Here is a 19,588-nt window from a genome sequence, read left to right on the forward strand (position 1 = left end):
TAGTTGGTAGGAAGAGTGGGCCAGGCTGCGGTCAGCGTCAAGGCTCATCCACATGGCGGGATGGCGCGTCTCAGTTATGTCGGTATTTCCTACCAGCTTGCTAGGGTAACCGTCATTCGGTCACCGGCAGAGAGGCGACTTCGCGATGACCTTCCACTGGTTCCTGCCCACCTCCGGCGACGGCGACCAGGTCGGTGCCGCCACAGTCACCGCGGGCGCCGCGAGGCACGACCGGGCCGCGACGGTGGCCTACCTGGCCGAGGTTGGCCGGGCCGCCGAGACCAACGGGTTCACCGCCGTTCTCACACCGGTGGGCGCCGGCTGCCCCGACCCGTGGATCGTCTGCGCGGCGGTCGCCCAGCACACCGAGCGGCTCGGCATGCTGGTCGCGGTCCGGGCCGGTTTCGCGCTGCCCACCCTGATCGCCCAGCAGGCCGAGGCGTTCCAGGCCGTCTCGGGTGGCCGGCTGTCGCTCAACATCGTGACCGGGGGCGACCCGGCCGAGCAGCGGGCGTACGGCGACTTCCTCGGGCACGACGACCGTTACGCGCGCACCGGCGAGTTCGTCGAGGTGCTTCGCCGTGCCTGGGCCGGCGGGCCGTTCGACTACGCCGGAAAGCACTACCGGGTCGACGGTGGCGGCCTGGCCACCCCGCTCGCCGCGCCGCCGCCGGTCTATTTCGGCGGCGCGTCCCCGGCTGCCGAGACGGTGGCCGCCCGGCAGGCCGACGTGTACCTGATGTGGGGTGAACCACCGACGTCCATCGCGGCCCGGGTCGCCCGGGTCCGGGCGCTCGCCGCCGAGCACTGCCGCACAGTGCGCACGGGCCTCCGCCTGCACGTCATCGCCCGTCCGACCAGTGCGCAGGCGTGGGCCGAGGCGGACCGGCTGCTGGCCGGGATGAGCCCGGAGCGGATCGCCGCCGCCCAGGCCCGGTTCCGCCGGATGGACTCGGTGGGTCAGGCCCGGATGGCCGCGCTGAACGCCGGCCGCAGCGACGGACTCACCGTCGCACCGAACCTCTGGGCCGGCGTCGGCCTGGTCCGCGAGGGCGCCGGCACCGCGCTGGTCGGCAGCTACGCCGAGGTCGCGGCCCGAATCGACGAGTACGCCGCGCTCGGCGTCGACGAGTTCATCCTCTCCGGCTGGCCGCACCGCGAGGAGGCCGAGCGGGTCGGCGCCGAGGTGCTGCCCCTGGTGACAGCCCCGGTCGCGGCGGCTCCGGGAAGGTCGCGGGTGGCGGAGGTGTCGACGCGCTAGGGTCGACTCCGTGGCGGCGCGGAGATCCAGAATTCCAGCGACGAAGTATCCGGTCGAGCGGTTCACCCTCGACAACGGCCTGCGGGTGGTGCTCACCCCCGATCGCAGTGCCCCGGTGATCGGGGTGGCGGTGGTCTACGACGTCGGCATCCGCTCGGAACCGGAGGGGCGTACCGGCTTCGCCCACCTCTTCGAGCACCTGATGTTCCAGGGCTCGGAGAACCTGGAGAAGCTGGCCCACTTCCGGCACGTGCAGGGCGCGGGTGGCACCTTCAACGGTTCCACCCACCTGGACTACACCGACTACTTCGAGACGCTGCCGAGCAACGCGCTGGAGCGCGCGCTGTTCCTGGAGGCGGACCGGATGCGTGGGCCCCGGCTGACCGAGGAGAACCTGCGCAACCAGGTCGACGTGGTCAAGGAGGAGATCCGGGTCAACGTCCTCAACAGGCCGTACGGCGGCTTCCCCTGGCTCACCCTGCCGCCGGTCATGTTCGACACCTTCCCGAACGCCCACGACGGCTACGGCTCCTTCGACGACCTGGAGTCGGCGACCGTCGCCGACGCCGCGGACTTCTTCCGCCGCTACTACGCCAGCGGCAACGCCGTGCTGGCCGTCAGCGGCGACATCGACGTGGCCGAGGCGACCGAGCTGGTCACCCGGCACTTCGGCGACGTGCCGGCCCGACCGGCACCGCAACGGCCGGACTTCACCGAACCCGACCTGAGTGCCGAGCGGCGCACCTCGTACACCGATGCATTGGCGCCGCTGCCGGCGGTGGCCGGCGCCTGGCGCGTGCCCGACCCGGTCACCGACTTCGCCGGTTACCTGCCGTACGTGGTGCTGGCCGAGGTGCTCACCGACGGCGACGCGTCGCGGCTGGTCGAACGACTGGTGCAGCGGGACCGCACGGTGACCAGCCTCGGCGGATACATCGGTTTCATGGGCGACCCGTTCGACGTCCGCGACCCCACAGCGCTGCTGTTGCAGGCGCACCTGCCGCCCGGTGGCGACGTGGACAAGGTGCTGCGCACCATCGACGAGGAACTGGACCGGCTGGCCACCGACGGGCTGACCGACGGTGAACTGGCCCGCACCCAGGCCCGGATGGCGACCCACCTGCTACGGGACACCGACGCGGTGCTCGGTCGGGCGCTGCGGATGGCCGTGCTGGAGCAGCAACGCGGTGAACCGGGTCTGCTCAACGAACTGCCCCGGCTGGTCGGCGAGGTCACCGAGGAGCAGGTCCGGGCCGCCGCGGCCACAGTGCGCCCGGAGCGCCGGGCCGCCATCGAGGTCATCGCCGGAGGCGTTCGGTGAGCGCGAGGAGCGAGCCGGTTTTGCGAGCCCCACAGTCGCGAACGAAGGTGACACAGTGAGTATCGCTACTTCTCCTGCCGGTCCGCGTACGCTGCCGCCGCTCGGGCCGACCCGCAAGCTCAAGGTGCCCAAGCAGGCCGAGCGCACACTGCGCAACGGGCTCACAGTGATCGCCGTACGCCGGCCCGCCGTACCCCTCGTCGAACTGCGGCTCTGGGTGCCGTTCGGTCGGGTCCACCTGGCCCGCGGCGCGATGCTCTCGCAGACGATGCTCTCCGGCACCGAGTCGATGACCAGCGTGCAGATCGCCGCCGAGTTGCAGAAGGTGGGCGGCGGGCTGTCCGCGGGCGTCGACCCGGACCGGCTGATGCTCTCCGGCGCCGGGCTGGTCACCGGTCTGGACCGGATGCTGGAGCTGCTGGCCGAGGTGCTGACCGGTGCCAGCTACCCCAGCGACGAGGTGGCCACCGAACGGGACCGGCTGGTCGACCGGATCCAGGTGGCGCAGAGCCAGCCTTCGCACCTGGCCCGGGAGGCGCTGCTGAAGCGGATCTACGGCCGGCACCCGTACGCGACGCAGACGCCGGAGCCCGGCCAGATCCGTGCCGTCCGACCGGCGGCGCTGCGCACCCTGCACTCGGAGCGGGTCCACCCGACCGGCGCGCAGTTGGTGCTGGTCGGTGACGTGCAGCCGGAGAAGGCGCTGGACGCGGCCGAGCGGGCGCTCGGCGGCTGGTCGGGTGCCGGGCGGGTGGCCGAGCTGCCGGCGACCCCGCCGCTGGAGCCGGGGCCACTGCTGCTGGTCGACCGGCCGGGCTCGGTGCAGTCCTCGCTGCGGATCGCGCTGCCAGCGGTGTCGCGCACCGACCCGGACCACGCCCCGCTGCAACTGGCCAACCTGATCTTCGGCGGCTACTTCTCCTCCCGGTGGGTGGAGAACATCCGCGAGGACAAGGGCTACACGTACGGCCCGCACTCGGTGATCGAGCACTCGGTCGCCGGGTCGGTGCTGGTCGCCGCCGCCGACGTGGCCACCGAGGTCACCGGCCCGGCGCTGCTGGAGACGACGTACGAGCTGGGTCGGTTGGCGTCGCTGCCGCCGAAGCCAGAGGAGTTGGAGCAGGCCCGGCAGTACGCCCTGGGCACCCTCCAGCTCGGCATGTCCACCCAGGCCGGGTTGGCGGCGTTGACCAGCGCGTACGCCGGCAACGGTCTGCGCCTGGACTTCCTCGCCGAGTACGCGGCGAGGTTGGCGAAGGCGAGCATCGACGACGTCGCGCAGGCGGCAGCCCGCTACCTGGCCCCGGCTCGGGCGGCGATAGTGGTGCTCGGCGACGCGGAGCGGATCACCCCCGGGCTGGCCGCGCTGACCACTGTTCACACCGAGCAGAAGGCGTGAGCGAGCGGAGCGCTGGCGTGAGCGAGCGAAGTGAGCGAACCATGGGGCTCAGCAGCGGAGCGGCGGCGTGAGCGGGGAGGCGGCGCCGCCGTTGGCGCGGTCCACGCTGGATCGGGCCGCGCACCGGCGGGGTGACTCGCAGTGGTTGACCGAGGCGTGGTTGCGCGCCCGGGTGCTGCTGCTCGATTCGACCGACGAGGGTCGGACCCTGGCCCGGACCGAGACGTCGCCTCCGACGTTGGTGTTGTTCGGGTCGGCTGACGTGCCCGCCGGGTCGGAGTCGATGGCGATGTTCCTGGGTGTCGAGCCGGACGGGGTGCCGGTCTTCGCTGTCGACGCGCCGCTGCCGGCGATCCCGGGGACCCGGGCGGTCCACCTCCGGGAGGTGGGTCACCTGCTCGCCGACCGCGAGGCCGGCATCTTCACCACCGCGTTGGCGCTGGTCAACTGGCACACCCGACACGGTTACTCGACGAGCACCGGCGCGCCGACCGCCATGGACGAGGCGGGTTGGTCCCGGGTGGACCGCAACGGTGGGCGGATCTGGCCGCGTACCGACCCGGCGATGATCGTGCTCGTCCACGACGGCGTGGACGGCCCGGACGGCCGCTGCCTGCTCGGCAACAACGCCGGCTGGCAGGGCACCCCGGGTGGTCGCCGCTACTCCTGCCTGGCCGGCTACGTGGAGCCGGGGGAGTCGGCGGAGGCCGCCGTGCTGCGCGAGGTCCGCGAGGAGGTGGGCATCGGGGTCGAGCGCATCGGGTACGTGGGCAGCCAGGCCTGGCCGTTCCCCGGCTCGCTGATGCTGGGCTTCCTGGCCACCGCGAACCCGACCGAGCCGGTGCGGGTCGACCCGTCCGAGATCGCGTACGCCAGGTGGTTTTCCCGCGGGGAGATCGGGGCGGCGTTGGCCGGGCAGACGGTGGACGTGGGCGACGGGGCCCGGCTGATCCTGCCGCCTCCGTCGTCGATAGCGCTGTTCCTCATCCACCGCTGGCTGGACGGCTGGGTGGACGCCGACAGCTGAGCACGGTCCCGGCCCGTGGCCGCCGTTGCCGCGGCGGTCACGGGCCGGGAACACGGGCCGTCGTGGTCGGCGGGTGCGAGTAACGCGGCGGGGGAGCCGGTCCGACCACGACGGACGACCTGTGCAATCAGGTGCCGGTGCGGCCCGGTCTGTGTCGGAAGGCGGGCCGCGACTCGATCAGCGGGAGGACCTTGACCCGTTGCTTGCCGGCGCGGACCGCGCCGACGGTGGCCAGGGCGCGGGCCAGCAGCAGCGCGGCGTCCCGGTCCTCGGCGTGCACGATCTGCCGGCGTGGCTCGGGCGTGGTCGTCTCGTCGCGAAGTCGGTGGCCGTCCGCCCAGGCGGCGGCGATGTCCCCGTCAGCGACGGCGCGGATGTCGGTGCGAACGATCAGGAACCGCATGAGGGTCTCCGGATGAACCGCGACGGATGAGCCAGTGTGGAAGTTCCACGTACTCGAGGGTCATGTTACGCCCCGTGTTCGTCCCAGCAACTGAAACGCGCCTATCGGTTTCGAGCCTCGTCCGATCGGCGGATGGCTGCTCAGCAGGGTCGCCGGGTCGCACAGCGACGGGGCCGCCGGCAGTGCGCCGACGGCCCCGTACCAGTCACCGAATCAGTTCAGATCGAACTGGCCCTTCTTCGCCCCGGTGATGAAACCGAGCCATCCGGCGCGGTTGAACAGCAGGACCGGGCCGCCCCGGTCCTTGCTGTCGCGCAGGGCGACCGCCGACGGGCCGGTGGCCAGTGGGGCGACCTCCACGCAGTTGGAGGTCTGGCTGCGTGTGCTGGTACGCCACGGGGCGTCCGCCAACGAGCGGGCGGAGACGGACGGCGTGTTGCGGATTTCGTTCATGGCTCTGCTCCTGATGTGCAGCGATCCGATGGGACGAGTGGTGCCGCACGTCCCGACGGAGGGTCCCCCGTGGATCACCGGTCCGTCAGTCGCCCTGATTCCCTGCGGCGTTGGGTCGGCGCCGTTGCCGGCCCGAACGCCACTGTGGATGGGGGCGTCGCCTCGGTCAGCCGTCCCGTCGCCTCGATCAGCCAGGAGAGGGTGTCCGAGGCGTTAAGTGCCGCCGTGCATAGCCACTCGAACACCACTTTATAGCGATTTAGCGTGATTGACTCGGTCGACATGACGTCGGTGAAGCCACCTTCGATGGCCAATGTCTCCGGATCGAGGGGATCGGCGAACCGATAGACCGAGAAGGCGGTCGGCGGAAGGTACCAATTGCCGATCTGGGTGTCCCGGGGGAGCACGTGCAGGGCCACGTTGGGCAGCAGCGCCAACTCGCAGAGCTGGAGCAGTTGTTCGTGCAGCACCTCCGGCGGCCCGGCCCGGCGGCCGAGAGCCGCCTCCTCCAACACGGCGGTGTAGCGGGGAGCGTGCGGCTCGCGGGTCAGCAGCGACTGGCGGGCCAGCCGCGCCTGCACCTCGGTCTCCGGCTCGTCGCCGGGCTCCGGCTCGCCCGCGCCCGCGTTCACCTGTCGGGCCGACATGATCCGGAGCTGGGCGTACCCGGGGGTCTGCAACAGGCCCGGCACCAGCACCGGGTTGTACTCGGAGATCTCCGCGCAGCCCGCCTCCAACTCGGCCCAACCGCGCTGTTGCTGCGTCATCACCGGGAAGTTCTTCAACCAGCCGCGCATGTCGCCGGCCTCGTTGGTGATGCCCAGCAGCTCGTCGTGCAGCGCCTGGTCGGCGCCGTAGAGGTCGAGCAGGTCGCCGACGTCCTGCGGGTCCGGTCGGCTGCGGCCGTTCTCCAAGCGGGACAGTTTGGACGCGGAGGCCCAACCGATACGCTCGATGACCTGATCGCCGGTGAGGCCCGCGGCCTCACGAAGGCGGCGCAGCTCGACGCCCAACCGGCGACGACGCAGGATCGGGCTGGGTGCGGCAGGAGGCACAGTGTCCTCTTTCCCGTCGACCGCCGCAGACGCGACGGTAACTGTATGAAATTCGCCCCCCACGGTCAGTATGGACGGCGCGACCGGTGTCGGAGGTTCCGGCGAGGGCGTGTCTTGCGAAAATCGCACCACGGGAATGCCGGATGACGACGGACCCGCGGTCGCGGCCCGTCGACCTCGCCCACCTGGGCAGCCATCCCGCCGGAGGGACCCATGCGCACGATCCTGCGCCGACCCGACTTCCGCCTGCTCTTCGGCGGCCTGCTGGCCAGCATGACCGCCGAGTCGATCCTGCTGCTCGCACTCGCCATCTGGGTCAAGGATCTGACCGGCTCGAACGGGTTGGCCGGTGCCACGATCTTCGCGGTCATCGCGCCGATGACGCTGGCGCCGCTGGTCGGCTGGGTTGTCGACCGCTACCCGCGCCGACCGTTCTTCGTGGCCGCGAACGTGCTGACCGCGGCCCTGCTCGCCCCGTTGTTCACAGTCCGCGACGCTGGCGACGTCTGGGTCGTCTATCTGGTGGCCGCCCTGTACGGACTCTCGTCGATCACGCTCGGCGCGGCGCTCAGTGGGCTCATCCGCGAGATGGTGCCGGTCGAGTTGCTGGCCGACGCGAACGGCGTGCTGCAGACCGTACGTCAGGGGATCCGGCTGGTCGGACCGCTGGTGGGCGCGGCGCTCTACGCGGCGCTCGGTGGGTGGGTTCTGGCCGGAATCGGCATGGTCGGATTTCTGACCGCGGCGGCGGTGGTCACCGCGCTGCCCACCCCGCAACGGCTGCCACCGCCAGTACGGCTACGGTGGCCGGCCGAACTGGGCGCCGGTCTGCGGCACCTGGCCGGTGAGCCGGCCCTGCGACGGGCCCTGCTCGGCTACGGGCTCGGGTCACTGGTGATGGGCTTCAGCGAGTCGCTCATCTTCGCCTACGTCGACCAGGGGCTGCACCGGGATGCCGCGTTCGTGGGGGTGCTGGTCACCGTGCAGGGCGTCGGTGGGTTGCTCGGTGGGCTCTGCTCACCGACGCTGGTCCGCCGGCTCGGAGAGGTCGGCACGCTGGCCGCCGGAGTCGCCTTCTTCTCTCCGGCCGCGCTCGCGCTCGCGTTCCCCGATCTGTGGCTCGGGTTCGCCGCGGTGCTGCTGGCCGGGGTCTCGCTCCCGCTGACGATGGTGGGTTTGCACACGCTGATCCAGCGCCGCACGCCGCCGTCGCTGGTCGGTCGGGTCGCCGCGGCCACCCAGGCGATGGTCAGCGGGCCGCAGGCGGTCTCCATCGGGGCGGGTGCCCTGCTGGTCGGGTTCGTGGACTACCGGCTGCTGTTCGCGCTGGTCGGGGTGGCCACCCTCGCCGCTGGCAGCTACCTGTGGCGGGGCCGCCACCTGAGCGCGCCGGGCGGGGCCCGCCCGCCGACGCCGCCCACCCGCCCGACGCTTCCGGCACCTCGCCGTCCGGCCGAGGACGCCGACCGATCCGGGCTTCCGGCACCCACCGACAGCGGCCACCCGTTCCCGAACACGACGAGCGGCCGCCCCGGGTGGGGCGGCCGCGCACCGAGAATGAACCGGAAGATCAGGCGTTGAGCGTCTCCAGGTGCTGCTTCACCTGGGTGATCGAGGGATTCGTCAGGGCACTGCCGTCGGCGAAGCGCAGCGTCGGCACCGTCTGGTTGCCGCCGTTGACGCTCATCACGAAGTCCGCGGCCTTCGGGTCCTGCTCGATGTCGACCACCTCGTACCCGATGCCCTCCCGGTCGAGCTGCGACTTCAGCCGGTGGCAGTAGCCGCACCAGGGGGTGGAATACATCGTCAGCATCCTCGGATCCTCCAACTCCTCCGGCCGCGGCTTGCGGATCAAGCCGAGCCTGTTCGCTGCAACGCTGGGAGGAGCTGAGATGATTCCTGGTTGTGGTGGTTCACTCAGCGTCGGAACAGGTGCTCGCCGGGCTGGACCCGGAGCAGCGCTCCGCCGTGACCGCACCCGCCGGCCCGGTCTGCATCCTGGCCGGCGCCGGCACCGGCAAGACCCGGGCGATCACCTCCCGAATCGCCCACCGGGCGCTCTCCGGGGAGATCTCTCCCCGGCACGTGCTCGCGGTCACCTTCACCGCCCGCGCCGCCGCCGAGATGCGACACCGCCTCACTCTGCTCGGGGCGAGCGGTGTCCAGGCCCGGACGTTTCACGCCGCCGCGCTGCGCCAGGTGCGGTACTTCGCGCCCCGGCTGCTGGCCGGCCGCGCCATGCCCGAACTGCTGGACAGCAAGGTACGACTGGTCACCCTCGCCGCCGCCCGGGTCGGCCTGCGTACCGACCGGGCCGCCGCCCGCGACCTGGCCGGCGAGATCGAGTGGGCGAAGTCGTCGCTGGTCGAGCCGACGGACTACGTGGTGGCCGCGGCCCGGGCACTGCGCGACACACCGCACGAGCCGACGAAGGTCGCCGACGTGTTCACCGCGTACGAGCAGCTCAAGCGCTCGAACGGCGTGATCGACTTCGAGGACATGCTGCGGGCCGCGGTGTGGGGCATCGAGGAGCACCCGGACGTCGGCGAGCAGATCCGCACCCAGTACCGGCACTTCGTGGTCGACGAGTACCAGGACGTCAACCCACTCCAGCAGCGGTTGCTGGACGCCTGGCTGGCCGGCCGCAACGACCTGACAGTGGTCGGCGACGCCAGCCAGACGATCTACTCGTTCACCGGGGCGACCTCGGCGTACCTGGTCGACTTCCCCCGCCGGCACCGCAACGCCACAGTGGTCCGGCTGGTCCGCGACTACCGCTCGACACCGCAGGTGGTCGGGCTGGCCAACGCGGTGATCTCCCAGGCCCGCGGCACCGAGGCGCGCCTGCGGCTGGAGTTGAGCGGGCAACGCCCACCCGGCCCCGAGCCGGACCTGCGGATCTTCACCGATGAGCCGGCCGAGGCGAACGCGGTGGCCGCGCGCTGCCGGTCGCTGATCGACGCGGGCACGCCGGCGAAGGAGATCGCCGTGCTGTTCCGCGTCAACGCGCAGTCCGAGGCGTACGAGAAGGCGCTCACCGAGGCCGCGGTGCCGTACGTCGTGCAGGGCGCGGAGCGGTTCTTCGAACGGACCGAGGTGCGCCAGGCGATGGTCGCGCTGCGCGCGGCCACCCGCTCGATCCCGGGGGAGACACCGCTGCCGGCCGCCGTCGTCGAGGCGCTCACCGCCGTCGGCTGGGCCCCGGACGCGCCCCCGGCCGGCGGCGCCGCCCGCGAGCGATGGGAGGCGCTGTCCGCGCTGGTCCAGCTCGCCGAGGAGTACGCGGCCACCCCCGAGGTCGTGCCGATCGGCGAGGCCGCCTCGGTGGAGCGCCCGGTCACCCTCACCGACTTCACCGAGGAGTTGGCGCGCCGGGCCGCCCAGCAGCACGTGCCGACGGTGGACGGCGTGACGCTGGCGTCCCTGCACTCGGCCAAGGGGTTGGAGTGGGACGCGGTCTTCCTGGTCGGCCTCGCCGAGGGCACCCTGCCCACCATCTACGCCAAGACCGTCGAACAGGTCGAGGAGGAGCGTCGGCTGCTCTACGTCGGGATCACCCGCGCCCGGGAGTGGCTGTGGCTGTCGTACGCCGCCGCTCGCTCGCCGGGCGGCCGGGCCCGGCGGCCGTCGCGGTTCCTGCCGCAGCTGGACCGCTCCGGCGGCACCGAACGGGCGACCGGCGGCGCCGCTCCGGCCCGCAGTCCCGAACGACGGCGGACCCAGATCGTCTCCTGCCGGATCTGCGGCGCCACCCTGCTCGCCGGCCCGGACCGCAAGCTCGGCCGCTGCCCCACCTGCCCGTCCGACATAGACGATGAGCTGCACGAACGGCTGCGCGAGTGGCGGCAGCGGGTGGCCGGTGCGCAGAAGGTCCCGGCGTACGTGGTCTTCACCGACGCGACGCTTGTCGCGTTGGCCGAGCGGCGGCCGGGCCGGTCGGAAGAGTTGATCGCCATCGCCGGTATCGGCCCGCGCAAGCTGGGCCTCTACGGGGAGTCGGTGCTGGCCCTCGTGGCCGGTGCCGGGGTGGACGATGTCTGCCCGGAGAAAACTTTCGAAATCTCGTCGTAAATTCGTTTGCCCTCGCCCCGGCGCGAGGAATAGCCTCAGGACACACCACGCGAGCGGCGCCATTCCGGCTGCTCACGGGGTGCGGTCCAGTCGATTCGAGGAACGTGAGGGAGGTGGTTCCCGTGAAGATCTTCACCTATGAGCGTCTGGCGGCGATGCCGTCTGTCTGCGCTCCGCTGTCGGCTGTCCGGGTGGCCCTTGCGGCTGCACGACCGTCGGTTCCACAGGTGCACCAGGTTCAGGCCGAGCTGATCCTGACCGTCGCGCCCGCTGGAGTCGAGGGGACCAGTGGCTTCACGGGCAATGGCATCCAGGTCGCCAAGAAGCGCATGGATGTCCGCGGCGTTCCACCTCGAGGTAAACCGGTCTGACCATCAGACTCCGGCTCACCTCGAGGCCGCGGAACCCGCTTACCGGGATCCGCGGCCTCAGTTTTTTGCCCGCCGTAAGTACGTCGGAATGCGATCCACGAGATCGAAGTGAGAGAGAGGTGACCGGGAGATGAGTCTGGCGTTGGCCCCCCTCGACATGAGCGTCGAGATGGAGGCGAACCTGCCCTGCCGGAAGTTCGACCCCGACCTGTGGTTCTCCGACTCGCCCACCGAGCTCGAGCTGGCCAAGTCACTCTGCGGGGACTGCCCGCTGCGTGTCGAATGCCTGGCCGGAGCCGTTGAGCGAGCGGAGCCGTGGGGCGTCTGGGGCGGCGAGATCTTCGAGCGTGGCGCGGTTGTCCCGCGTAAGCGGCCCCGTGGCCGTCCGCGTAAGGAGGACGTCGCCCGTGACGCCGAGCTTCGGGTCGAGGCCGAGGCGCGCCTGGCGGCCAGTGGGCTGTCCGAGGTGCGTGGCGCGGTCCGGCTGGCAGCCTGACATGTTCCCGACCCGTTCCAACTACGCCGGTGGCACACCGGCAGTGAGTGAGAAAACGATGTTGAACGTTCCGAGTGGAGCCTTCGAGATGCAACTACTCCACGAAGCGTTGACCCGGGCTCGAATGCGCCGGCCTCAGGCCGGTCGTACCACCACGAGCACTGAGGCAACCCGATCCGCCCGTACCGTCGCCATGACCGGCCGCAACCAGGCGGCCCGCGACCTGGGCGTTCTCTGATACCACCTCACGCAGAAGGGCGGGTGCCGGTCGGCACCCGCCCTTCCCCATGTCCTCAGGCGCCGGGTTTTCGAGTGTTCAGGCGCCGGGGCCTCGATGGTCAGGCGACCGGGGCGAAGCCGGGAAGCCAGCGCTCCAGGATGCTCCGGTAGGGGGCTTTCGCCTCCAACTGGCAGAGCACCCCGATCGACCCGAGCGTCACCCGGTGGATCAGCAGGTACGACGGTGGCAGGTTGAGCCGCTTGCTCAGCTGGTACGTGGGAGAGCGAGGGCTGGCCAGTCGACCCGCCTCGGCCCGTAGCCAGGCTCGGGTGAACCGGAAACCGTCCGCCGCGATGGGCTCCAACATGGGGCGGATGAAGTCGAGCACCCCCTCGGCGTCGATCTCCTCGGCCGAGCCGATGAACCCCTCCGACCGCAGCCCCGCCACCACCTCGTCGGCATCGCCGCGCAGGGCCGTCGCGGCGATACGACCGATCGGCTCCGGAGTGCCCTCCGGCATCCGGGCCACCGCACCGAAGTCGATCACCCCGAGCCGACCGTCGGGCAGAAGCCGGAAGTTTCCCGGGTGCGGGTCGGCGTGCAGCAGCCCGGCCCGCTGCGGCGCGGAGAGGTGCAGGGTGGCCATCAATCGGCCCGCCTCGTCCCGATCCTCCTCGGTGCCCTCGCGGATGATGTCGGCCAGCGGGGTGCCGGTCACCCATTCGGTGACCAGCACCCGGGGCGAGGCATTGATCACTTCCGGGATGTAGATCTCCGGATCGTCGGCGTACGCGGCGGCGAAGGTGCGCTGCGACTCGGCCTCCAACTCGTAGTCCAACTCCTCGGTGATCCGTTCGCGCAGCTCGGCCAGGAGCGGCTTGACGTCCAGGCCGGGCTGGATGGCCCGGAACATTCCGCCGAGTCGGGAGAGCTGCTTGAGGTCGGCGAGCAGGGCGTCGCCGGCCCCCGGATACTGGATCTTGACCGCCACGTCGCGGCTGTTCGGTTCGCCCGACTCGTCGAAGCCCGGCTCGCGCCAGCGCGCCCGGTGTACCTGGCCGATGCTCGCGGCGGCGGCCGGGACGTCGTTGAACTCGACGAACAGGTCCCGCCAGTCGGGGCCGAGCTGCTCGGCCAGCACCTTGTGCACGCTGGCGGCCGGCAGCGGTGGCGCCGCCTCCTGCAACTTCGTCAGCGCCTGCCGGTAGGGCGCGGCGATCTCCTCCGGCAACGCGGCCTCGAAGACCGACAGCGCCTGACCGAACTTCATCGCCCCACCCTTGAGCTGGCCCAGCACGCTGAACAACTGCTCGGCGGTGCGCTGCTGAATCTCCGCGGAGATCACGTCGGAGGCCAGCCCGGTGACGCGCTTTCCCATTCCCAGAACGGTCCGGCCGGCGAAGCCGAGCGGCAGGGCGGCGAGCTTGGCGGTGCGGGACACGGCGCGGCGCGGGATGTCGGTCACCCGGTCATTGTTACCGACCGGAGGGCCCCGCTGCTGCTCTGCGGCCGGGCTGGTGCGGACACTCGGCCTCGTGAGCACCCACACGCCGGGTGTGGCGGCCAACCCCGACGACGAAAACGGCCGGCACCGGTGATCTCCATGGCACTGCCCAGCGTCTCCGGCTGGCCGCCGTCCAGCTGCGTCAGCGCCTCGGTCAGGGCGTACCCGCAGGCGACGAGCAGCGCGCCGGTCGTTGCGGCGGCCACCGGGTCGGCGGCGGCGAGTTGCGCGGCGAGCCTGGGCCAGTCCGGGTCGCGGTCCGCCCGGTGCAGCTCGACGCAGTGCAGGCAGGGGCCGGCGGGTGGACGGACCAACGGCCCGATCACCGGTACGCCTTCGCGCAGTGTGACCAGCAGGTGCGGCTGCCGGCGCTGGGCGAGACCGGCGGCGAGCAGCGCGGGAGGCCGATCCGTGCCGAGCTGGATCACCAGGTCGATCCGTACGGCGCGGCTCGGGCGGGTGCCGGTGCCCGGTGCGACGCGGTTGACCGCAGCCCGCACCGCCGGTGCGAGCGGCTGACCCAGTTCGGCGGCGGGGATGCCGGTGCCGATCAGGTCGACGGGGCGTACCGAGCCGGTGAGCTGGGGAATCACCTGCCCGACGCCGGACTGGGCCAACGCCACGGTCAGCGGCCCGCCGAGCGCCCCGGGGCCGGTGAGCAGGACGCGGGCCGCACGTCGCCTCCGCAGGACCTGCGCGGGGGTGCCGGGCAGTCGGGCGGCGGCCAGGGCCAGCGCGCCGGCCTCCGCCGCGAGCCGGGCGCGGACCGGACCGGCCAGGTCGCGGGGGAGCAGGCTGTGCGCGGGCACCAACAGGCCGGCGGCCCGCAGGGTGTCGAGCAGGGTACGCGCGTCGTCAGCGCTGACCTGGACGGATGCCGCCTGGGTCAGCACGGTCCGCTCGCTGCGGGTGCCGTCGAGCAGGTCGAGCAGGTGGGCGGCGCGGGGGTTGGCCAGCTCCAGTAGGGCGGCCGGCCCAGGGCCGACGCCGAGTTGGAGGGTGTGCCGGTCCCGCCAGAGCCGGTTGAGGCCGGGCAGCAGGGTGGGGCGGGGCAGTACGGTGCGGCTCATGGTCACGAATCGTGACCGCATCTTCGCTTTCAGTCGATCGTTGTCCACAGGCGGTCAGGCCGCTGTCCAGCGCTATCCACAGGATTTGACGGGTTTTCCACAGCCCCTCGCGCCTGTTGTCGGTCACCCGACAGGGCTGGCAGCGGTGGCACGCGCTCCCGATCCGGCGACGGGGGTGGGGTGGCCACCCGGCCACCCCACCCCCGTCCACCCGTTCGGGTCAGACCTTGGCCTTGCCCAGGATGCGGTTCACTGTTGTGCCGCACACCGGACACTTGCCCTTGGCCATGTTCATTCCGGTCTTCGAGACCTCGACGTGCCCCTCGAAGTCCCGCTTCTCCTTGCACTTCACGCAGTAACCGTTGTAGGTCGTCTGGGCCTGGTCGGCCACGGTGCCCTCCTCGTCTCGTCCGCCGGTCAATGCCGTTCCGGCGGGGTGCCCGGCGGCGGGCCACACGGGGCGCCGGCGCTGGGTCTCACTCCGCGGCCACCTTCGTGACCGCTGGTCCGCGGACCCTACCCAGGTCTGGGCGGTTCCATGTCAGCTGTGCATCGACACTGTGAGCAAGTCGACGTCGAGAGTGTGCATGGCGAAATAGGTCGGATAAGTCAGTTTGGCGGGGACACGCCGACCAAACCCTGACAGCCACCCGTGCGAGTGCCCCCGCGGCGGCATCCGGGGCCGTGATCACCTACGGTGGAGACGTGCCGCGCGCCGGTGCCATCGGGGTTCACCAAGGGTGACGAGATGGCGCGATGACGCCGTGGTCAAGAAATTTTCGGGACGGCTGGCGACCAATCACCATTTTCCGGGCGCGTGTCGTGCGGTTGACTCTTGCGGACCCCTGGTCAGTGGGCATTAGCTTGCCTTCGTGACACGTAGTCGAGGCTGCGCGGGCCAGTGATGGCGGGGACGCGCAAGCCGGTCGTCGAGGTGCGGCGCAGTCAGCGTCGACGACGCACGGTGTCCGCGTACCGTGACGGTGAGCGAGTGGTTGTCCTCATCCCCGACCAGTTCTCCCGTGCCGAGGAGAGCGAGTGGGTCGACCGGATGCTCGCCCGGCTCGCCGCCCGGGAGGGGCGCCTCGCCCGGTCCGACGACGAGTTGCTGGCCCGGGCTAATCGGCTCATCGACCTCTACCTCCCCGGATACGCCACGAAGGCGGTGCCGGCCAGCGTCCGATGGGTCACCAACCAGAACGGCCGGTGGGGCTCCTGCACGCCGGCGGACCGCAGCATCCGCATCTCGCACCGCGTCCAGGAGATGCCCGACTGGGTGATCGACTACGTGTTGCTGCACGAGTTGGCGCACCTCATCGTGCCCAGCCACAACGCCCGGTTCTGGGCGTTGGTCGGCCGCTACCCCAAGGCGGAACGCGCCCGTGGCTACCTCGAAGGGGTCGCCGCAGCCTCCTCCTGCCCGCCGCTGCCCACCTGACCCACGCCCCCGAGGCGCTGGCGCAGCCCGTCGAATCCCTTCGGACACCGCGCCGCGCTCTTCGGGCGCCGGGTCGAGACCCTGCGGCGCCGCGCCGAGCGCCGACCGCTGTCTGACGCGCGATCGGCCTAGATCCACTCGCCTTCCTGAAAAACGCGCTGTCCAGGCTGCCGGGACACCCCGACTTCAATGAGGCCGAGTCGATCATGTTGCGGAGCGAGCCGAGCCGAGCGGGCCGAGCGGGCCGGGTGGGGTGGGTGGGGTGGGTGGGGTGGGGCGCTAGGGTCGGGGCATGGCGCGACGGGTGGTGGTGGCGTTGCTCGGGCCGGTGCACTGGTCGCCGCCCGGCGTCGACCTGGCGCAGTGGCGAGCGGCGCTCGCGGAAGACGTCATCGACCTGTTCGCCACGCTCAACGAGGTGGAGGTCGCGGTCGCGGTGACCCCGGCCGACCGGGCCCTGGCCGATGCGCTGGTGTGGCCCGGCACGGCGGTGTACGAGGTGGCCGAGCCGACGCCGAACGCCGTGTTCGCCGCGCTCGAGGGGTACGACCAGGCGGCAGTGCTGGTCAGTGACGTGCCTGACCTGCCCGCCCTGACCGTCGGCAAGCTGCTCCGCCCACTCACCAGCCGGCCGGTCGCTGTGGCGCCGGTCGAGGGCGGCGGCCTTGGTCTGCTCGGGGTCGCGGTACGACTGCCCGCGCCGGACTGGCTGCCGACGCTGGAACTGGACACGGCGACGCCGGCTGAGGCGCGCGCCAACGCCCCGCGCCCGGGTGACGTGGCGGTCACCACCGGTTGGCGACGACTGCGCGGCCCGGCTGACCTGGCCACGCTGGACCCGGCATTCGAGGGTTGGGAAGCGACCCGCGCCCTGCTCTCCGGGTCGGGCCGACCCACCTGAACCGACGCACCTGACGAACGCGCCCGGGTGCCCGCCGTCGATCTGCGGGCACCCGGGGCGCAGGCCATCGATGCGCGGGCGTCAGGACTTGGCGTCGTCCTCGCCGTCGGTCTCATCGGACGGACCGGGCTGCCCCGACTGACCCGACGGACCGGGCTGCCCCGACTGGCCGGGGGCCTTCTCCTCCACCCCGCCGGGGGCGGAGAAATCGAAGCTGTCCAGCTCGCTGAGGTCCATGTCGTTCATCGCGAAGGCGACCGGGTCGGCGAAGTCGTCGTCCGACGGTAGTAGGTCCGGGTGGCCCCAGACGGCGTCGCGGCCCTCGATGCCACGGTGCTGGGTGAGCGCGGCCCAGAGCGCCGCGGCCTCGCGAAGTCGGCGGGGGCGCAGTTCCAGACCGACCAGCGCGGCGAAGGTCTGCTCGGCGGGACCACCGGCGGCCCGGCGACGGCGGAAGGCCTCGCCCAGCCGGACGACATTGGGCAGCCGGTCGCTGGCGGCGCTGTCGACGACGTGGCACACCCAGCCCTCGACCAGGGCGAGCGCGGTCTCCAGGCGGGCCAGTGAGGCCTTCTGCGCCGGAGTGTCCTCCGGGGTGAAGATGCCCTCCAGGGCGATGGCCTGCATCGACTCGGGGTCGGTCGGGTCGACCCGGCCCATCGCCTCCTCGATCGCCTCCCGGTTGACGCGGATGCCCGAGGCGTACATCTCGACAGCGCTGAGCACATGCCCACGCAGCCACGGGACGTGCTGGAACAGCCGCTGGTGGGCAGCCTCGCGCAGCGCCACGTAGAGGCGGACCTCGTCCTCGGGCAGCTCCAGGCCCTCGCCGTACGCCCGGATGTTGGCCGGGATCAGCGCGGCCGTGCCGGCCGGGCCGAGCGGCAGCCCGATGTCGCCGGCGGAGAGCACCTCCGCGGCGAGCGAGCCGAGGGCCTGGCCCAGCTGACCGCCGAACAGCGCGCCGCCGAGGGAGGCCACCATCGACTGCATCGGGCCGAGCTGGGCGCGCGCCTCGGGTGGCACCAGGTCGCCCATCGCACCGACCATCCGGCTGGCGACGGGATCGCACAGCTTGCGCCACACGTCCAGCGTCTTGAAGATCCACTCGTTGCGGTTCCACGCAACGGGGTTCTGGATGCCGGAGGGCCACGCCGAGGCGGGCTCCAACCACAGGTCGGCGAGGCGCAGGGCCTCCTCGACCGCGTTGCGCTCGTACATCGACACCGCCGGGTCACCGGCGGCCGCGAGCTGGCTGGCTGCTACCTGCCGGGCCAGGTCCCAGTTGACCGGCCCGCTGCCCGGCGCGGAGAGCAGGTGCTGCAACTGCGACATGAACTGCTGCATCTGCGCGGGATCGTTGGGGTCTGGTGGTTGCCCACCCGGGAGCGCGAAACCGAACGGAATATCAGGCACGACATCTACGGTACGCGGACCGCGCCCCAGGTAGCCGCCGCTGGCGTTGCGCTGAGGGCGAAGTCGCGCGCCGCATCCGGCGGGTGGCCCGCAACCGATCGGTACGCTCTGCGGCATGAGACGTCGTGGCCTGACGGTCCTGCTCGGTGCCCTGTTCACCGCCCTGCTGAGCATCGGGGTGCTCAGGGTGCCGATTCCGTACGTGGTGCTGGGCCCGGGGCCGACTGTCAACACCCTCGGTACGACCGACGGTAAGGAGGTCATCCAGGTCTCCGGTCGGGAGACCTCGACCTCGGCCGGCCAGTTGCGGCTGACCACGGTGGGGGTGCAGCCCACCGTGCGGTTGCGGGGGGCGATCGCTGGCTGGTTCTCCGACGACGAGGCGGTGGTGCCACGTGAGCTGGTCTACCCGCCGGGGGAGTCGACGGAGCAGGTCGAGCAGCGCAACGCCGAGGACTTCAAGGCGTCGCAGACCAGCGCGGAGACCGCCGCGCTGCGGGAGTTGGGCTTTGCGGTGCAGGTGGTGATCAAGACGGTGGCCGGGGACGGCCCGGCGGCCGGGGCGCTGAAGGCCGGCGATGTGATCACCTCGGTGGACGGCCAGCCGGTGCCGGTGGCCGCGAAGGTCACCGAGCTGGTCCGGGCCAAGCCGGCGGGCACGGCGTTGACCATCGGCTACACCCGTGGCGGCGTGCCGGCCACCGCGACGGTAACCAGTCAGGAGCAGGACGGCCGACCGCGGATCGGTGTCGAGATCGATCAGCAGCAGCCCCACCCGTTCACGCTCGGCATCGACCTGGGGGACATCGGTGGGCCGAGCGCCGGTCTGATGTTCGCCCTGGGGATCGTGGACAAGTTGACCCCGGCCGACCTCACCGGCGGCCAGATCATCGCCGGTACCGGCACCATCGACGACGAGGGCGCCGTCGGCCCGATCGGCGGGATCGCCCAGAAGCTGGTCGGCGCCAAGCGCGCCGGGGCGAAGGTCTTCCTGGTGCCGGCGGACAACTGCGCCGAGGCGGTCCGCAATCCGCAGCCCGATCTGCCGCTGTTGCGGGTGGGCTCGTTGGACGAGGCGATGACCGCTCTGGAGACGTTGCGGGCGGGTGGTCAGCCGACGCGTTGCTGACCGGTGTGACCGTGCCCCGCCACGCTCAGGAACACCCCGTACTCTGGGTGCCT

At 71.7% G+C, this 19,588-nt stretch carries 19 protein-coding genes; 11 read left to right on the top strand and 8 right to left on the bottom strand.

The features are described 5' to 3' along the window. The first annotated feature begins 145 nt into the window (after window positions 1-145). The 4 genes from OG992_RS25635 (at window position 146) to nudC (ending at window position 5,008) form a co-directional block, all read left to right on the top strand. Complete coding sequence (locus OG992_RS25635; RefSeq protein WP_266304482.1) at window positions 146-1,261, top strand: LLM class flavin-dependent oxidoreductase; 1,116 nt, start codon at window positions 146-148, stop codon at window positions 1,259-1,261. Between the two features lie 10 nt (window positions 1,262-1,271). Beyond that, window positions 1,272-2,582 (top strand): pitrilysin family protein, encoded by a 1,311-nt coding sequence (locus OG992_RS25640; RefSeq protein WP_238687463.1) that lies wholly within the window; start codon window positions 1,272-1,274, stop codon window positions 2,580-2,582. 55 nt (window positions 2,583-2,637) lie between these two features. Next, window positions 2,638-3,981, top strand: coding sequence for a pitrilysin family protein (locus OG992_RS25645; RefSeq protein WP_266304483.1), 1,344 nt, complete (start codon window positions 2,638-2,640; stop codon window positions 3,979-3,981). Between the two features lie 67 nt (window positions 3,982-4,048). Then, complete coding sequence (gene nudC / locus OG992_RS25650; protein WP_238687461.1) at window positions 4,049-5,008, top strand: NAD(+) diphosphatase; 960 nt, start codon at window positions 4,049-4,051, stop codon at window positions 5,006-5,008. A 127-nt stretch (window positions 5,009-5,135) separates the two neighbouring features. Here the strand turns inward: nudC and OG992_RS25655 are convergent, their stop codons facing one another. From OG992_RS25655 to OG992_RS25665, 3 genes are all read right to left on the bottom strand, one after another. Further along, a complete protein-coding gene (locus OG992_RS25655; protein WP_091406149.1) occupies window positions 5,136-5,411 on the bottom strand; it encodes a hypothetical protein in 276 nt (91 codons plus the stop codon). A 213-nt stretch (window positions 5,412-5,624) separates the two neighbouring features. After that, on the bottom strand, window positions 5,625-5,864 hold the full coding sequence (locus tag OG992_RS25660; RefSeq protein ID WP_266304484.1) for a DUF397 domain-containing protein: 240 nt from the start codon (window positions 5,862-5,864) through the stop codon (window positions 5,625-5,627). A 74-nt stretch (window positions 5,865-5,938) separates the two neighbouring features. After that, entirely contained in the window at window positions 5,939-6,919 is a 981-nt protein-coding gene (locus tag OG992_RS25665; RefSeq protein WP_238687460.1) for a helix-turn-helix transcriptional regulator, read from the bottom strand. A gap of 213 nt (window positions 6,920-7,132) precedes the next feature. On the opposite strand from OG992_RS25665, the gene OG992_RS25670 reads away from it, so the two are divergent. After that, window positions 7,133-8,500 carry an MFS transporter gene (locus tag OG992_RS25670; protein WP_266304485.1) on the top strand — a complete coding sequence of 456 codons (1,368 nt, stop codon included), beginning with the start codon at window positions 7,133-7,135 and terminating at the stop codon, window positions 8,498-8,500. Here the strand turns inward: OG992_RS25670 and OG992_RS25675 are convergent. Continuing rightward, the gene (locus OG992_RS25675) at window positions 8,490-8,732 is read right to left on the bottom strand and encodes a mycoredoxin (protein ID WP_112681335.1); all 243 of its coding nucleotides are present in this window, start codon (window positions 8,730-8,732) and stop codon (window positions 8,490-8,492) included. The two genes, OG992_RS25670 and OG992_RS25675, sit on opposite strands and share 11 nt — an antisense overlap. Window positions 8,733-8,824: 92 nt before the next feature. On the opposite strand from OG992_RS25675, the gene OG992_RS25680 reads away from it, so the two are divergent. From OG992_RS25680 to OG992_RS25690, 3 genes are all read left to right on the top strand, one after another. Beyond that, on the top strand, window positions 8,825-10,990 hold the full coding sequence (locus OG992_RS25680) for an ATP-dependent DNA helicase UvrD2 (RefSeq protein ID WP_238687458.1): 2,166 nt from the start codon (window positions 8,825-8,827) through the stop codon (window positions 10,988-10,990). A gap of 122 nt (window positions 10,991-11,112) precedes the next feature. Then, window positions 11,113-11,361, top strand: coding sequence for a hypothetical protein (locus OG992_RS25685; protein ID WP_091406140.1), 249 nt, complete (start codon window positions 11,113-11,115; stop codon window positions 11,359-11,361). 130 nt (window positions 11,362-11,491) lie between these two features. Next, window positions 11,492-11,857: a WhiB family transcriptional regulator gene (locus OG992_RS25690; RefSeq protein WP_030490434.1), complete on the top strand. Its 366-nt coding sequence runs from the start codon at window positions 11,492-11,494 to the stop codon at window positions 11,855-11,857. Between the two features lie 338 nt (window positions 11,858-12,195). Here OG992_RS25690 and OG992_RS25695 read toward each other — a convergent pair whose 3' ends face one another. The 3 genes from OG992_RS25695 to OG992_RS25705 form a co-directional block, all read right to left on the bottom strand. After that, window positions 12,196-13,542 (bottom strand): AarF/ABC1/UbiB kinase family protein, encoded by a 1,347-nt coding sequence (locus OG992_RS25695; protein ID WP_266304486.1) that lies wholly within the window; start codon window positions 13,540-13,542, stop codon window positions 12,196-12,198. After that, window positions 13,539-14,651 (bottom strand): TOMM precursor leader peptide-binding protein, encoded by a 1,113-nt coding sequence (locus OG992_RS25700; RefSeq protein WP_266304487.1) that lies wholly within the window; start codon window positions 14,649-14,651, stop codon window positions 13,539-13,541. The genes OG992_RS25695 and OG992_RS25700 overlap by 4 nt, the downstream gene beginning before the upstream one ends. A 220-nt stretch (window positions 14,652-14,871) precedes the next feature. After that, window positions 14,872-15,042, bottom strand: coding sequence for a DUF5679 domain-containing protein (locus OG992_RS25705; RefSeq protein WP_167457767.1), 171 nt, complete (start codon window positions 15,040-15,042; stop codon window positions 14,872-14,874). A 513-nt stretch (window positions 15,043-15,555) separates the two neighbouring features. Here OG992_RS25705 and OG992_RS25710 point away from each other — a divergent pair. Together OG992_RS25710 and OG992_RS25715 are read left to right on the top strand one after the other, a co-directional pair. Further along, window positions 15,556-16,089, top strand: coding sequence for a M48 family metallopeptidase (locus tag OG992_RS25710; protein ID WP_266304488.1), 534 nt, complete (start codon window positions 15,556-15,558; stop codon window positions 16,087-16,089). A 292-nt stretch (window positions 16,090-16,381) separates the two neighbouring features. Beyond that, a complete protein-coding gene (locus tag OG992_RS25715; RefSeq protein ID WP_266304489.1) occupies window positions 16,382-16,990 on the top strand; it encodes a hypothetical protein in 609 nt (202 codons plus the stop codon). Window positions 16,991-17,071: 81 nt separating this feature from the next. Here the strand turns inward: OG992_RS25715 and OG992_RS25720 are convergent, their stop codons facing one another. After that, window positions 17,072-18,406 carry a zinc-dependent metalloprotease gene (locus tag OG992_RS25720; RefSeq protein WP_238687454.1) on the bottom strand — a complete coding sequence of 445 codons (1,335 nt, stop codon included), beginning with the start codon at window positions 18,404-18,406 and terminating at the stop codon, window positions 17,072-17,074. Between the two features lie 115 nt (window positions 18,407-18,521). Between OG992_RS25720 and OG992_RS25725 the strand changes: the two genes are divergently transcribed. Beyond that, window positions 18,522-19,535 carry a PDZ domain-containing protein gene (locus tag OG992_RS25725; protein ID WP_238687453.1) on the top strand — a complete coding sequence of 338 codons (1,014 nt, stop codon included), beginning with the start codon at window positions 18,522-18,524 and terminating at the stop codon, window positions 19,533-19,535. Window positions 19,536-19,588: the final 53 nt, after the last annotated feature.

The sequence above is a fragment of the Micromonospora sp. NBC_00362 genome (assembly GCF_026342155.1).
GTDB lineage: Bacteria > Actinomycetota > Actinomycetes > Mycobacteriales > Micromonosporaceae > Micromonospora > Micromonospora hortensis.

Bases quoted from the DNA above. Each gene is read 5' to 3' on its own strand.
- OG992_RS25725 (WP_238687453.1), top strand. From the start codon at position 18,522: ATGAGACGTCGTGGCCTGACGGTCCTGCTCGGTGCCCTGTTCACCGCC.
- OG992_RS25715 (WP_266304489.1), top strand. From the start codon at position 16,382: ATGGCGCGACGGGTGGTGGTGGCGTTGCTCGGGCCGGTGCACTGGTCG.
- OG992_RS25670 (WP_266304485.1), top strand. From the start codon at position 7,133: ATGCGCACGATCCTGCGCCGACCCGACTTCCGCCTGCTCTTCGGCGGC.
- OG992_RS25635 (WP_266304482.1), top strand. From the start codon at position 146: ATGACCTTCCACTGGTTCCTGCCCACCTCCGGCGACGGCGACCAGGTC.
- OG992_RS25700 (WP_266304487.1), bottom strand. From the start codon at position 14,651: ATGAGCCGCACCGTACTGCCCCGCCCCACCCTGCTGCCCGGCCTCAAC.
- OG992_RS25710 (WP_266304488.1), top strand. From the start codon at position 15,556: ATGGCGGGGACGCGCAAGCCGGTCGTCGAGGTGCGGCGCAGTCAGCGT.
- OG992_RS25655 (WP_091406149.1), bottom strand. From the start codon at position 5,411: ATGCGGTTCCTGATCGTTCGCACCGACATCCGCGCCGTCGCTGACGGG.
- OG992_RS25690 (WP_030490434.1), top strand. From the start codon at position 11,492: ATGAGTCTGGCGTTGGCCCCCCTCGACATGAGCGTCGAGATGGAGGCG.
- OG992_RS25675 (WP_112681335.1), bottom strand. From the start codon at position 8,732: ATGCTGACGATGTATTCCACCCCCTGGTGCGGCTACTGCCACCGGCTG.
- OG992_RS25660 (WP_266304484.1), bottom strand. From the start codon at position 5,864: ATGAACGAAATCCGCAACACGCCGTCCGTCTCCGCCCGCTCGTTGGCG.